Here is a 13773-nt window from a genome sequence, read left to right as displayed (position 1 = left end):
TAAAAACAAAAACATTATGAATTATCAAACAACAGTTTCAGTAGATGAAAAATCAAAAGAAACAAAACGTAAAAAAGACGATAAAGTAAACAATCACAAACCAACTTCAGCCTTCATTGGCGCATCTTGGTCTGCATTATTAATTGGTATGGCTTCTTTTTGTATTGGTTTATGGAATGCCGATATGCTTTTAAATGAAAAGGGCTATTACTTCACCATATTATTGTTTGGCTTATTTTCTGTAATATCTGTTCAAAAAGCAGTTAGAGATAGAATTGAAGATATTCCCGTAACCGATATTTATTATAGCATTAGTTGGTTTACAACCGTAATATCTATTGTGTTATTAGTAATTGGACTTTGGAATGCCGATTTGTTATTAAGCGAAAAAGGGTTTTATGGGATGTCGTTTCTGCTAAGTTTGTTTTCGGCCATTGCAGTGCAGAAAAACACAAGAGATGTTCAAGTTATAAATAGAACTAGTGATGATGAGGATTAGAAAGAGTTTAAAACCATCAAAAACAAAAAATATAAAAGGGTTGTTTTTATGATTGGTTAGTTAACCCAAAACCTCGTTGCTTTTATGGTGACGAGGTTTTAAAAAACACTTATCTTTCATTGATTAAATTAAAATTATGAATTCAAAAATTCAAACCGACATTAAAGAACTTGTTGCTCAGCGAGTTATCTCTGTTGATGTGGCCTCGGATATTGAGCGGTATTATAGTTCTAAAAAATCAGATGCACCAAACCGCTTATTTACTGTGTTTGCTGTATTGGGGTCTACATTAGTTGGTCTTGGTATTATTTTAATATTGGCTCATAATTGGGACGATTTTTCAAGATCTATAAAAACAATTTTTGCCTTTGCGCCATTAGTCATTGGTCAACTTATTATTGGCTTTTCTATTTTAAAGAAAAAGAGCGCGACATGGCTTGAAGGTTCTGGTGTGTTTCTATTTTTTGCCGTTGGAGCAAGTATGGCGTTAGTAAGCCAGATTTATAATATTCCAGGTAATTTTAGTAGTTATCTACTAACGTGGATCTTACTTTGCCTACCTCTTGTTTATCTTTTAAAATCGAAAACACTAGCTGTTTTACATATTGCTTTTACAACAAGTTACGCCTGCTCATTTGGTTATTTTGTTGGTAACGATACGCCTTGGTTGTACCTATTGCTTTTAGTTTTAGTACTGCCGTATTATTACCAATTGCTAAAGCAAAAAAAGGAACATAATATTACTTCTATTTTTAATTGGCTTGTGCCTTTAAGTGTCATTATTGTTCTAGGAACTTTTGTGGAAAGAAGTGCAACATTAGGTTTTTTAATGTATGTTATTCTGTTCGGGTTGCTTTATAATATTGGAAAGTTGGCCTATTTTGATAACCAAAAATTACGACGGAATGGTTATTTGATTTTAGGATCGTTAGGAACTGTTTGTATGTTGCTAATAACTAGTTTTGAATGGCTTTGGAATGATATTTTAAGAGATCATTTACTGTTTAATAGTCAAGAGTTTTATGTCGTGTTGTTGCTTTTAATTTTGACTTTAGGCGTGTTAGGTTATTCGTATTTTAAAAAATGGATAGAGGGTTTCAATCTGTTTCAATATGTCTTTATTTTATTCACAATTATATTTTTTATAGAATGGTCAAACAGTTTTACTTCCTTGGTGTTAATTAATTTATTAATACTTGCATTAGGCGTAATAGCTATTAAAATTGGTGCAGATAAATTCCATTTTGGTGTTTTAAATTATGGTTTACTAATAATTACAGCGCTTATTGTTTGTCGTTTTTTCGATACCGATATGAGTTTTGTTGTAAGAGGCTTGTTATTTGTAAGCGTCGGTGTTGGCTTCTTTTTAACCAATTATATCATGTTGAAAAAGCAAAAATTGAATTCAAATAATAAAAAATAGAACAGATGAAAACCATCCACATATTCATACTATTTATAGTAGTTGCAATGGCTCAGTTATTCGTGCCTGCTCAAATGATTTTTAATAAGGAATCTATTATTAAATCAGGCGTAGCCTATAAATTTAAAACCCAACCTGTTGACCCTAGCGATCCGTTTAGAGGTAAATATATTATTCTTAATTACGAGCTAAATGCTTTTGTAACAAACGATTCAGTTTGGGAGAGACACGATAAAGTTTACGTGTACTTAGAAACCGATAGCTTAGGTTTTGCTAAGGTAAATGATATTAGTAAAAGACCTTTAAAATTAGCTAAAGATCATATTATAGCAGATGTTAATTGGTATAATTCAAACGATAAAAAATTAAATTTCAATTTACCATTTAACAGGTATTATATGGAAGAAACTAAAGCTTATGATGCCGAGGTTGCGGTAAGACAGAATGAGCGCGATTCATTACCAAATACAACTTATGCCTTAGTGTATGTTAAAGATGGAGAAGCCGTGTTAAATGATGTTGTTATTAATGAAATTTCTATTAAAGATTATGTAGAAAAGGACGATTGAGTTTAATTATCTCAATTATTGTATCTTAGTCATAAAACGCCACATATGCCATATTGGTTACATATTCTTATTTGGTTTTTTGTTGCTTATGTGGCGATAAGTATTGCTTTGTTTTATCTGCAAGACTATATGTTGTTTAAGCCAGAAAAGCTTCCTAAGGATTTTGAGTTTTATTATGAAAACCAAGATTTTGAAGAGCATAATCTAGAAACAAGAGATGGAGCAACCATAAACGGTATTTTGTTTAAACCTAAAAGCGAATCGAAAGGGATTGTTTTGTATTTAAAAGGAAACTCGAAAAGTATTAAAGGTTGGGGTAAGTTTGCGGTAGATTTTACCAGACATGGCTATAATGTTTTAATGGTAGATTATAGAGGTTTTGGAAAAAGTACCGGCAGACGCTCGCAAAAAGCGATAAAAAGAGATTTGCAAGTCGTTTATAATAAAATAAAGGAACGCACCAACGAAGATAGAATTATATTGTATGGAAGATCTTTAGGTTCTGGCTTTGCAGCAAAATTAGCATCAATGAATAATCCAAAAATGTTAATTCTAGATGCACCTTATTACAGTTTAACCAAAGTAACCGCACGTTATGCGCCTTTTATGCCATTATCATTATTAATAAAATATCCGTTGCCCACTTACAAATGGTTAAAATATGTAAAATGCCCAATTCATATTATTCACGGTACAAACGATAAGCTTATTCCGTATAAAACTAGCGTTAAACTATCGAAAGTAAATCCGAAACTCACAAAGCTACATTCGGTTATTGGCGGTGGACACAAAGATTTAAATAATTTCGAATCGTATCATAAAATGATTCATGAGATAATAAATAGTAACCCTCAAGAAATCGATTTATCAACTACAAGTATTCATGTTAAACATAGCTCAAAACCCAATAAAACGAAAACTTAAAAAAGTATTTTTAGTTTTAATTAGTCTCTATCTTATGGTTGGATCGTTATTATATTTTTTTCAAGAAAAACTCATGTTTTTGCCAACAGTTTTGGAGCAAGATTATGAATATCAATTATCTTATCCCTTTGAAGAATTGTTTTTTAAGACTGAAGAAAACGCCGTAATAAATGCGATTCATTTTAAAATAGAAAATCCAAAAGGTGTAGTGCTGTTTTTTCATGGGAATGCGGGCGATTTATCGCGTTGGGGAACATTAGCAGAATACTTTGTTGAAAAACAGTATGATGTTTTGGTTATGGATTATAGAACTTACGGAAAAAGTAAAGGCAAGCTAAGTGAAAAAGCATTGTATTTAGATGCGCAATATTGTTATGATTATTTAAAAGAAAAGTATAATGAAGAAGATATTACTATTTACGGACGCTCTTTAGGAACGGGTTTAGCCACGTATGTTGCTTCCAAGAACAAACCTAAAAACCTTATTTTAGAAACACCTTATTATAGTATTTTAGATGTGGCAGAATCTAGGTTTCCCATATTTCCCGTGAAAAATCTTTTAAAATATAAAATACTTAGCTACCAATTTATAAAAGAAACTGCCTGTCCTATTTTAATTCTTCATGGTACCGACGATCAAGTGGTACCTTATGAATCTGCAAAGAAACTATTTGAAGCTGCTCCAAAAGAAAAAAACACATTTATTACTTTTGAAGGGGGAAATCATGGTAATTTAAGTACTTATGAAAGTTACCATAAACAAATAGATGATATATTGAAATAATTTAGTCCACCTCTAATGTAGATAAATGATATACAGGAATACCTGAATCTGTAATACCTTCAATTTTTATAGCATAATTACTTTTCTTATCGCTAGTAAAAAAGGAAACTTCAGCCTTAGTGTTGTTTTCATTGAGTACTATTTTGGGTTCCCAATGCAAAGTGGTTCTAATATCAGCTTTCATGGCTTCTTCAAAACCATTTAAATGATCCGGAGCGTAGAACTCTCTAGCAGAGTAGAAACCTATGGCTTCAAAATCAATAATTCCTGGTTTACGTTTTACATTTTTAATCGAAATATTGGCGCCTGTTATAGAGTATATGGCAACCACGCCATTTCCAGCATTGCTAAAAGAAGAAGCTTCAGCACCCGATAGTACATCTATAAAATCGATGTCGCTACCAGTTAGATGAGAAATATCTACTAATTCAACCTGAAAACCGTCCAAATAAACTGCTGGTGTCTCGTTTCGTACATATATAGAATCGTTTAGAGTAGTAACTCCAGGAAGCATGTTTAGTAAATCGAAAATAGATAAGTGACTTTGGTTTTCAAGACTTTTCATATCTAATCGTTTTGATGCATAGCCATAATCTGTTCTGTCATTTAATTCTTGTTCTCTTTGTTCTTCTTCAGTTTCTTTTTGAGCTGTAATAACAATTTCATCTAGTACTCGTGCAGATTTAGCAAATTCTGCATCAATTTGGAATATGTTTTTGGCTTGTTGTAAAAAGCTATTTATTTTACTACTGTCTTGTAATGTTGATTTTAAAACATCATTTCTGGTGATTTTTGGGCTACTAAAATTAGTGTTGTTTAAAGCAATGGAAACTAACCTGTTTTTTTTGTCATTATCAGATTTAAAATCTTTAACGCGAGCTTCTAAAAGTATGGCTAAGGTATCATTAAAAACAAAAGGACCGTAATTGAATACACCTTTAATATCGGTTTGCTTTTTTTCTTGGTATGGTAAACCTCCCATAAGAGTAATTCTTGTAGCCGTTGGTATAGGTTGCTTATTTCCCTTTAAGCTACTTGTGTTGCCTGAAATAAGAATACCTTTTTCGGGAGTAAAGCGATTTTTTGTTGGTGGTTTGTATAATAAATCATTCCAAGTAAAACGTCTCCAGCCATGAGTAAGCATTAAAATATCTAATAAATAACGTCGTTTTATATCGTTTTCATTCTGAAAGAAATAACCAGGGTCTTCAATAGGTCCTCTTAAATCTGAATTTAATAAAAGGTAGGTTTTTATGTTTTCGCTTTGCGCACTTTGTCCAACACCATCAATATCGGTAATTGACATTGATAAATTTCCCGACAAAGGTTGTCCGGTTTTATCACTTAAATCTATTTGCATAGAAACCTTGTCTCTGGTTTTAGGCGCTTCATTATCTAAGGTTACCTTTATGTTTGCATTATCATTTTGGTTGTCTACATAAACTAGCCTTTCGCAAACAGGATTACCGCTGCTATTAAATAAAGTAAAACTAACTACGCCATTCTTTAAAGCAGCCGTGTTTATTTTTACTTTGTAGTTATTTTTGTCATCAGTTTCTAGCCTTTCATAAATTAAATGTCCACGTTGATGCGCCACCAAAAACGTGTTTTTTAAGCCAATACCAGTGTTAGATGATGCTTGCACGATAATTTGGTTGCCAGAATTAATCATGTTTAGGTTGTAACCGCTTGGTAAAGCTTCTGGTAACGGATATTTTACTTCTTCACCATTAAACATAATGCTGGCGTAATAGGTTTTGCCTGCTTCGGGTAATAAGGATGCAACACTTAACCCAAATTTGTAGGTAGCAAAGGTTGAGACCACGTTATTATTAGAATCTTTAATGTTGCCTTTTAATTCAATATCGTGATAAGCTTGGTCCTTAATTTTAATACCTACTTTGGTATTTAGTCCGTTTACTAAATAACCACTTTCAGGATAAAATCCAATTTCAGGTGGTGTTACAGGGCCTTTTTTAGTACTGAAAGAAGTATTTGATAAAACATTAGACTTTTTGTTAAGAGTATCATGTTCTGATACATTCCAAATAGGAATTTGAGTCTGGAAAAAATAATCAGCATCATCATTTCGCATATGGTTTGTATAGGCTCTTAGCAGGTATTTTCCAGATTTCCAATCTTTGTTTATTTTAAAATCGCCGGCAACACTAACATCTTCAGTGTAGAGCTGTCGTTTAGATACAATGCTGTCTTTTTCATTAACAAGTTCTACATAAAGGACCCGACTTAAGTCTGATTTTTGATGCGAAATACCGTTTACTAGATAGGCAGTGTACCAAATATCTTCGCTTGTAGTGTAGTATGGTTTGTCTGTTTGGACATATATTTTTTCAGGATAATTAGCTGCATAATTTTCTAATTTACCTAGCACTAGTTCTCTAAAATTATTTGCTAATGTGAATCCTAAAAGTGTAAATAGTGTAATACCTATTGCAATTTTTTTAATCATGCTAATTGTAATTAGTGATGCTTTTTTTTAAACAATAAATATAGTAACTAAAGTATTAAGTAATTGTTCTCGTGTAAGACTTTATAAAAAGGAATTAGTTTAAAATTACCTTGTAATATCTTAAAAAATTAACATACGATACCTAGAACTCTTAAAGAAAAATTAAAATTAAACAAACCACTGTTAAACATTTCTAAAAGCTATGATTGGAAAGGGATAAATGTGTGATATTTGACCTGAGTTTAGTTAATAGATTTAGTTGGTTAGTTTAAAAAAAGCCAGTAATTTTAAAAAATTACTGGCTTTTTTGTGTTTTATATTTTTAGTAAATATTAAACCACGCTAACAAACAACCCATCATCAGTCTTCTCAACTTTAGCAAGGTTATTTTTAGTTAACTCTTTAATTGTTTTATCCCATTTTTTATTAGATAAACCAGACTGACCTTTTAAAGCCACAAGATCTAGATTTTCTACTTTCTTTAAAATTTCTAAAACTGCTTTAGCATCATCACTAATAGCTAAAGGTTTTTTCTCAGGACGCATTTGCGGGAAAAACAACACTTCCTGGATCGATTGGTTGTTGGTTAAAAACATAATTAAACGATCCATACCAATACCCATACCAGATGTAGGAGGCATACCATACTCCAAAGCACGTAAAAAGTCATGATCAATAAACTCGGTAGCTTCGTCATCACCTTTAGCAGCCAATTTAAGTTGGTGCTCAAAACGCTCACGTTGGTCTATTGGGTCGTTAAGTTCAGAATATGCATTTGCTATTTCTTTACCACAAACCATAAGCTCAAAACGCTCTGTTAATTCAGGGTTATCACGGTGTTCTTTACACAGTGGGCTCATTTCTTTTGGGTAATCTGTAATGTAGGTAGGCTGTATGTAGTTGCCCTCACATTTTTCACCAAAAATTTCATCAATAAGTTTGCCTTTACCCATGGTGGCATCAACTTCAATACCTAGGTCTTTTGCTGCTTGTCTTATTTCATCTTCAGATTTATCTGTAATATCAAAACCAGTAAAATGCTTAATAGAATCTGCCATGGTTACTCTAGCATAAGGCGCTTTAAAATCTATTTCATGCTCGCCAAAAGTTGCTTTAGTACTGCCGTTAACAGCAATAGCGCAATGTTCTAATAAACGCTCACAGAAATCCATCATCCAGTTATAATCCTTGTAAGCAACATAAATTTCCATGGCTGTAAACTCAGGGTTGTGGGTTCTGTCCATACCCTCGTTTCTAAAGTTTTTAGAAAACTCATAAACCCCATCAAAACCACCAACAATAAGCCTTTTAAGATACAATTCGTTTGCAATTCGCATATACAAAGGGATATCCAAAGCATTGTGGTGTGTAATAAACGGGCGCGCCGCAGCACCACCAGGAATAGGCTGTAAAACAGGAGTTTCAACCTCGAAATAACCAGAATCATTAAAAAACTGGCGCATAGCATTAAACAATTTTGTACGCTTAACAAACACCTCTTTAACCTGTGGGTTTACCACCAAATCGGCATAACGTTGTCTGTAGCGCTGTTCTGGGTCGGTAAACGCATCATGCACTTTTCCATCGGCATCAGTTCTAGGTAATGGTAAAGGTTTTAAAGCCTTACTAAGTAAAGTAAAGTTTTTAACTTTTACCGTTTTTTCTCCTACCTTGGTTAAAAACAATTCGCCTTCAACACCAATAAAATCACCAATATCTAGCAATTTTTTATACACATCGTTGTACTTGCTTTTATCATCGCCAGTACAAATTTCATCTCTATTAAAATACACTTGAATACGGCCATCGGCATCCTGCAACTCAGCAAAACTTGCATTACCCTGTATACGTCTAGACATTAATCTACCAGCAATAACCACTTTATTTTCCTCCTTAAAATTGGTTTTTATGGATTTCGATGTGTCCTTAACAGGATATAAATCTGCTGGATAAGGATTAATACCCAAATCGCGTAATTTTGCTAATTTCTCTCTTCTTACAAGTTCTTGCTCAGATAATTGTGACATATTCTAAATACTAGGTGAAAATTTTTAAGGCACAAAGATAAACATTTGATTTCCCATTTACAGCTATTGATTTATGAATTTTTTGGGCGCTCCCCAAGGGTCGGGCTATCCGCTACAAGTCCTCGCACTTCCTTCGTCAGGCTGTGGGCTATCCGCTACTATCCCTAGCGCGAGTTGGTCCGCCATTTACGGTAATTGTTCTGTAGTATCTTAGCGTATTTATAATGATTTTAAAATAAATAGTATCTGCTACATAAAGTGTAACAAACACGTAACTTTATCGTCCAATAGGTAAATCATCAATTAAATTAAATCAAACATGAGTTTTTGGAGAGTATTACTGTCTATTATTTGCCCGCCTTTAGCAGTTATCGATAAAGGTTGCGGTTCTATTATTATCGTCTTTTTATTATGGCTTTGTGGCTGGGTGCCCGGAGTAATTGCAGCATTAGTTATAGTGAATAACCCTAAGAGTTAGTTTGCAGTATGCAGTCTTCAGTCATTTGTCTTCGGTCAGCTGTCTTCGGTTATTTTCACATAAAATATCGTAATTTTGCAGTGTTATGAATAAGAACATCGAACTTCAAGATTTAGGCTTAAAAGACTATAAAGAAACCTGGGATTACCAAGAAACCCTGTTTCGTGGTATAGTAGACTCAAAAATTAAAAATAGGCGAGAAGATGCCGGTTTAGAAACTAAAAATTATTTTTTATTTGTTGAGCATCCGCATGTGTATACGTTGGGTAAAAGTGGCGATATGTCTAACCTATTAATAGACCAAGCACAACTAAAAGAAAAAAACGCAAGTTTTTATAAAGTAAATCGTGGCGGCGATATTACCTATCATGGTCCTGGGCAAATAGTAGGCTACCCTATTTTAGACTTAGATAATTTTTTTACCGATATCCATAAATATCTTCGTTTTTTAGAAGAAATGATTATCCTAACCCTTGCCGAATACGGTTTAAAAGCAGAACGCAGCCCTGGAGAAACTGGAGTTTGGTTAGATGTAGGAACACCATTTGCACGTAAAATTTGCGCTATGGGTGTGCGTGCTAGCCGTTGGGTAACCATGCATGGTTTTGCACTTAATGTAAATGCTAACTTAGGGTATTTCGATTTAATGATTCCGTGTGGTATTCGAGGAAAAGCAGTAACCTCTTTAAATGTTGAGCTTGGTAAAAAAGAAGTGGATGAGGCTGAGGTTAAAACAAAGTTATTAAAACATTTTGCTGAGCTTTTTAAGGCGGGATTTGTTTAACTGTATTAATCCGTTTATAGGATTTAATGATTTCGATTTCGCACATAAAAAAAACACCTCTTAAAAAGTGTTTTTATTTTTATCTATTAATCTCAGAGCTAATTAAGCTTCAAAAACAGTTTCTTTTAATTTCTCTAAAGTTATAGGTTTAACAATGTAGTTGCTGTTAATGTTATATTCTTCAGCACGACGTTTGTCTGCTTCAGAATCAGAGCTGGTAACAATAAAAATTTCTAATTTTTGCTCTACAGGTATGGTTTTAAAGGCATCTAAAAACTGCCAGCCATCCCAAATAGGCATGTTTAAATCCAATAAGATAAGTTCAGGAAGTTTTTCGCCATTCGCGATTATCGATTTTAATTTATCAAAGGCATCTTTACCGTTAGAGCAAATTAAAACAGATTCAACCAAACCACTCAGGTTTAAAAAACGTTTGGTGATATAAACGTGAGTTGGATCGTCCTCAATAATACAAGCTAGATTAATTTTTTTCATTTCTAAAATTTACTTTAAAGGTTGTTCCAATATTTTCTGTACTTTCTACTTCAATTTTGCCGCCTAAGGCTTCTACTTGGTTTTTGGTTATAAATAAGCCAATGCCTTTAGAGTCTTCATTTCGATGAAATGTTTTATACATGCCAAAAAGCTTGTTTTTATGCAAGTCTAGGTTTATTCCAAGCCCATTGTCTGTAAATTCTATAGAAGTAGATGTCGTGTTTTTTTTGTAATTTATATCTAGGTAACTATCTCTGTCTTTGGAGCGATACTTTATAGCATTTGTAATAAAATTTAAAACAATACTATCTAAATATGCTTTAATACCAATAACCTCAAGATTATCTGGGATATTGTTTTTTATTTTTACCCTGTTCATTTCTGCAAGGGGTAAAATAGATTCAATTTGTTGATCGATAATTGGTTTTATAGGTATGTTGGTAAGCGTTTCTTTAGATAACATGTTTATTTGCACAATTTCTGAAAGGTCTGAAATAGTTTCTTCCAAATTCTGAGATGATGTTTCTAAAAGCTGAACCATTTCATTATTGAACAGCTCGGGCAGTTCACTTTTTAAAATACCTAAAAGTGCCGAAATACCTCCTGAGTGCGACCTTAAATTATGCGAAACAATATGGGCAAAGTTTTTTAAACGCTCATTTTGGTCTTTTGTTATGGATATAATTTTTTCCAATCGAATTTCTTGCTCCTTAATTAATGTGATATCTACTATTTGAGAAACAAAATGAAGCACATCGTCGTTTATGTCTCTTACCACAGAAACTGCTAAATGTATATAAACAATATGGCCGTCTTTATGAAAATAGCGCTTGTCAATTTTGTAATGGTCGCGTTTTCCAGTAATAATTTCTTTTAATAAGTATAAATCTAAATCAAGATCATCTGGATGTGTACTATCTTGAAATGAAAGTTTATGTAACTCCAAAGCTGTATAACCAATAATATCACAAAGCGTTTGGTTAACTTTTAACCATTTACCATCTTTATCTAAAATAGCCATACCAATGGCAGCATTTTCAAAGCTACCCCTAAAAGCTTGCTCACTTTGTTTTAGCTTAATTTGATTGGTTTTTAATAAATCTATATCTTGAATAGTCCCATAGATCCTTTGGAAGGAACCGTTATTCTTTTCTGGTATTCCAATTACTTTTACCCATTTGGTATGGTTTAATTTTGTTACAATTTGCAGCTCTTCAGTAAACCCTTTTCCGTCATTTAAAGCAAGAAGTACGAGTTCGGTAATTCGATCTCTGCTATAGCCTTTCTTGTAGAAATTTATTCCTGTATCAAGGGAAGGTTCATAGTCTTCATCAACTTCATGTATTGTTTTGGTTGTACCGCTCCAGATTACTGTTTTGTTGGTAACATCCATTTCCCAAAAACCAATATGAGCTTCTTGATTACATCTATGTAAAAAGCGTTCTTGTTCTTTTAGGTTTGTAACTTCAATATGAGATCCTAACATTCTAATAGGTTCTCCTTTTTTATTTCTTATTGCTAGACCTTTGCAACGTATCCAAACTATTTTACCAGTTTTATGTGTGTAGCGAACAACTTGATCGTATGGGTGCTTTGGGTCGCTTAAATGTTTTTGAAAGTTAGCAACGGCAAGTTTTAAATCGTCTTGGTTTATAATGTTTTGTCTTGCAGAGGCTTTGTGTGGCATGTTTTCTGGATTGTAACCTAGGGTTTCCCAAAAGCGTTCGTTCATCCATTCGTTTTCTGGGTTTTCCAAATCCCAGAACCACATACCGTCTAGAGAATTACTTTGTATGAACTCGAAAATAGTATCATCCGATTTTACAAGATCGTATAATTCCTTTTGTAAATAATTCATTTTTAATTATTTATGTAATATTGCTATTAATTAATACTCTTTTAAAGTAAACACTAGGGTTTACACGTATTGTATAGCTTTGGAGAGACGACTTGTTTATAGATAAGTGAGAGGTAAATTATCACTAAAACAGTAGGGGGCTAGCTACTTATTTAGTAGTAAATTTAGTGAATTAGTAGCGATAATTATAAATAATTGTAGTTATTTTAAAAATAAAGCATGCCGAACTGTGTCTTTGTTATAGTTAAAAACAGGATGTATTTAAGTGTTAGGTGGATAAAGAGTCTTACTTTCTTTGAAAAGAAAATTAATCTTCCTCATTAAAAAATACCTTGTAATAATGCATTTTCTTTACTTCGTCATAACCACGTTCTAAATATTCGGCTGATGCATCTGGCGCGTCAATATCTAGTTTTATTTGTATGTTAGTGTCTAGTTTAATGTCTGTTTTAATTTTTCGTTTAGCCTTGGTTACTACGGCTTCAGCAACATCAAATTGGTTTCTTAACACCAGATTTTTTTCACCCTCATAATCTTTCTTGTAGTTTTCAAACTCTCTAATATGCTTTTCGTCTTCAAAGAGTTCTTCTTTAAAACGTTCTACATTTACAATTTCATTTTCTTTAAAAAAATCGATAGTATGTGCTAAAAATGTATTTTGTTCTTTGGCGCCATAATTAGGTTTTAAAACCTCGGTCGAGAATTCTTTACAGAGCTCTATATATTGTTGTGTGTGGTTGTTGGCATCATCGGCATATTTTATATTTAAAAAATGATTAAGCCAATATTGGGCATCGTAACTATTATTATCTACGCTTAAAATAATATTACCTTCGGTATCACTTTGGTTTAAAATTAAACAGCCTTTATCAACTTTTCTGGAGTTTATTCCTTTTTGCACTAACACATCGTAACTATTATTTTCTAAATAGGTTTGAAAGAAATTAACTTTACTTTCAATTTTAAAAATTCCAATAGCGTTGGTAGACATATCTCTAAATTCTATGCCTTCAAACATAACAATTAAAACATCGCCTGTTTTTATTTGAGCCGAACTCGATTGCTCATATAAATGTGTTACTATATGTTTTGATACTTCAACAAAAGCCTCCTCGTCGTTAAACATTTGTGTACAATAGCTATTAATTTCGTTTAACGAAATACTGGCATGGTGGTTAAACCTGTAGCTTTGTACTACGCTACCAAAAGGCCTTAATAAGAAAGGTAGCATTAAGTCGTAACTTGGTTCATCAAAATCAACTAACTTTTCTGAGAAAGCATTTTTTGTATCGTTGAATTTATTACCAACCTTATGAATAATGAATTTTGATATGGCAGCGTTTTTTCTTGAAATCATGAGTTGAATATTATAAATGCAATACTATAAAATTAAGCTGAATTTGATATAAAAAAAGAGCACCAAAGTACGATACTTTGATGCTCAATATTTCAGGAATGGCTT

General features: G+C 32.7%; 12 protein-coding genes. 7 read left to right on the top strand and 5 right to left on the bottom strand.

Going from position 1 to position 13773, the window contains the following annotated elements; translation table 11 throughout:
• Nucleotides 1-16: 16 nt before the first annotated feature.
• From yiaA to AAFN75_RS03700, 5 genes are all read left to right on the top strand, one after another.
• Complete coding sequence (gene yiaA, locus AAFN75_RS03720) at nucleotides 17-499, top strand: inner membrane protein YiaA (protein WP_411808278.1); 483 nt, start codon at nucleotides 17-19, stop codon at nucleotides 497-499.
• Nucleotides 500-635: 136 nt separating this feature from the next.
• The gene (locus tag AAFN75_RS03715) at nucleotides 636-1922 is read left to right on the top strand and encodes a DUF2157 domain-containing protein (RefSeq protein WP_411808277.1); all 1287 of its coding nucleotides are present in this window, start codon (nucleotides 636-638) and stop codon (nucleotides 1920-1922) included.
• 5 nt (nucleotides 1923-1927) lie between these two features.
• A complete protein-coding gene (locus tag AAFN75_RS03710; RefSeq protein ID WP_411808276.1) occupies nucleotides 1928-2491 on the top strand; it encodes a GDYXXLXY domain-containing protein in 564 nt (187 codons plus the stop codon).
• Nucleotides 2492-2536: 45 nt separating this feature from the next.
• The gene (locus tag AAFN75_RS03705) at nucleotides 2537-3415 is read left to right on the top strand and encodes an alpha/beta hydrolase (RefSeq protein WP_411808274.1); all 879 of its coding nucleotides are present in this window, start codon (nucleotides 2537-2539) and stop codon (nucleotides 3413-3415) included.
• Entirely contained in the window at nucleotides 3375-4199 is an 825-nt protein-coding gene (locus AAFN75_RS03700) for an alpha/beta hydrolase (protein WP_411808273.1), read from the top strand. The genes AAFN75_RS03705 and AAFN75_RS03700 overlap by 41 nt, the downstream gene beginning before the upstream one ends.
• Nucleotide 4200: 1 nt before the next feature.
• On the opposite strand, the gene AAFN75_RS03695 is transcribed toward AAFN75_RS03700, so the two are convergent.
• Together AAFN75_RS03695 and lysS are read right to left on the bottom strand one after the other, a co-directional pair.
• Nucleotides 4201-6669 carry a hypothetical protein gene (locus AAFN75_RS03695; RefSeq protein WP_411808272.1) on the bottom strand — a complete coding sequence of 823 codons (2469 nt, stop codon included), beginning with the start codon at nucleotides 6667-6669 and terminating at the stop codon, nucleotides 4201-4203.
• A gap of 332 nt (nucleotides 6670-7001) precedes the next feature.
• The gene (gene lysS, locus AAFN75_RS03690; RefSeq protein ID WP_411808271.1) at nucleotides 7002-8696 is read right to left on the bottom strand and encodes a lysine--tRNA ligase; all 1695 of its coding nucleotides are present in this window, start codon (nucleotides 8694-8696) and stop codon (nucleotides 7002-7004) included.
• A 319-nt stretch (nucleotides 8697-9015) separates the two neighbouring features.
• Here lysS and AAFN75_RS03685 point away from each other — a divergent pair, with 319 nt between their 5' ends.
• Nucleotides 9016-9174 carry a YqaE/Pmp3 family membrane protein gene (locus AAFN75_RS03685; protein ID WP_092851274.1) on the top strand — a complete coding sequence of 53 codons (159 nt, stop codon included), beginning with the start codon at nucleotides 9016-9018 and terminating at the stop codon, nucleotides 9172-9174.
• Between the two features lie 85 nt (nucleotides 9175-9259).
• Nucleotides 9260-9958, top strand: coding sequence for a lipoyl(octanoyl) transferase LipB (gene lipB / locus AAFN75_RS03680; protein WP_411808270.1), 699 nt, complete (start codon nucleotides 9260-9262; stop codon nucleotides 9956-9958).
• A gap of 102 nt (nucleotides 9959-10060) precedes the next feature.
• On the opposite strand, the gene AAFN75_RS03675 is transcribed toward lipB, so the two are convergent.
• The 3 genes from AAFN75_RS03675 to AAFN75_RS03665 form a co-directional block, all read right to left on the bottom strand.
• Nucleotides 10061-10453 carry a response regulator gene (locus tag AAFN75_RS03675; RefSeq protein WP_411808269.1) on the bottom strand — a complete coding sequence of 131 codons (393 nt, stop codon included), beginning with the start codon at nucleotides 10451-10453 and terminating at the stop codon, nucleotides 10061-10063.
• The gene (locus AAFN75_RS03670; RefSeq protein ID WP_411808268.1) at nucleotides 10440-12311 is read right to left on the bottom strand and encodes a PAS domain S-box protein; all 1872 of its coding nucleotides are present in this window, start codon (nucleotides 12309-12311) and stop codon (nucleotides 10440-10442) included. The genes AAFN75_RS03675 and AAFN75_RS03670 overlap by 14 nt, the downstream gene beginning before the upstream one ends.
• A gap of 307 nt (nucleotides 12312-12618) precedes the next feature.
• Entirely contained in the window at nucleotides 12619-13668 is a 1050-nt protein-coding gene (locus AAFN75_RS03665; RefSeq protein ID WP_144115595.1) for a nucleoid-associated protein, read from the bottom strand.
• Nucleotides 13669-13773 lie beyond the last annotated feature (105 nt).

The organism is Algibacter sp. AS12, from assembly GCF_046736315.1.
GTDB lineage: Bacteria > Bacteroidota > Bacteroidia > Flavobacteriales > Flavobacteriaceae > Algibacter_B > Algibacter_B amylolyticus.
This window is presented reverse-complemented; position numbering and strand designations above follow the sequence as displayed.

Coding starts and splice junctions, on each gene's coding strand:
- AAFN75_RS03710 (WP_411808276.1), top strand. CDS start 1,928: ATGAAAACCATCCACATATTCATACTATTTATAGTAGTTGCAATGGCT.
- AAFN75_RS03675 (WP_411808269.1), bottom strand. CDS start 10,453: ATGAAAAAAATTAATCTAGCTTGTATTATTGAGGACGATCCAACTCAC.
- lipB (WP_411808270.1), top strand. CDS start 9,260: ATGAATAAGAACATCGAACTTCAAGATTTAGGCTTAAAAGACTATAAA.
- AAFN75_RS03665 (WP_144115595.1), bottom strand. CDS start 13,668: ATGATTTCAAGAAAAAACGCTGCCATATCAAAATTCATTATTCATAAG.
- AAFN75_RS03695 (WP_411808272.1), bottom strand. CDS start 6,669: ATGATTAAAAAAATTGCAATAGGTATTACACTATTTACACTTTTAGGA.
- lysS (WP_411808271.1), bottom strand. CDS start 8,696: ATGTCACAATTATCTGAGCAAGAACTTGTAAGAAGAGAGAAATTAGCA.
- AAFN75_RS03715 (WP_411808277.1), top strand. CDS start 636: ATGAATTCAAAAATTCAAACCGACATTAAAGAACTTGTTGCTCAGCGA.
- yiaA (WP_411808278.1), top strand. CDS start 17: ATGAATTATCAAACAACAGTTTCAGTAGATGAAAAATCAAAAGAAACA.
- AAFN75_RS03700 (WP_411808273.1), top strand. CDS start 3,375: ATGTTAAACATAGCTCAAAACCCAATAAAACGAAAACTTAAAAAAGTA.
- AAFN75_RS03685 (WP_092851274.1), top strand. CDS start 9,016: ATGAGTTTTTGGAGAGTATTACTGTCTATTATTTGCCCGCCTTTAGCA.
- AAFN75_RS03705 (WP_411808274.1), top strand. CDS start 2,537: ATGCCATATTGGTTACATATTCTTATTTGGTTTTTTGTTGCTTATGTG.
- AAFN75_RS03670 (WP_411808268.1), bottom strand. CDS start 12,311: ATGAATTATTTACAAAAGGAATTATACGATCTTGTAAAATCGGATGAT.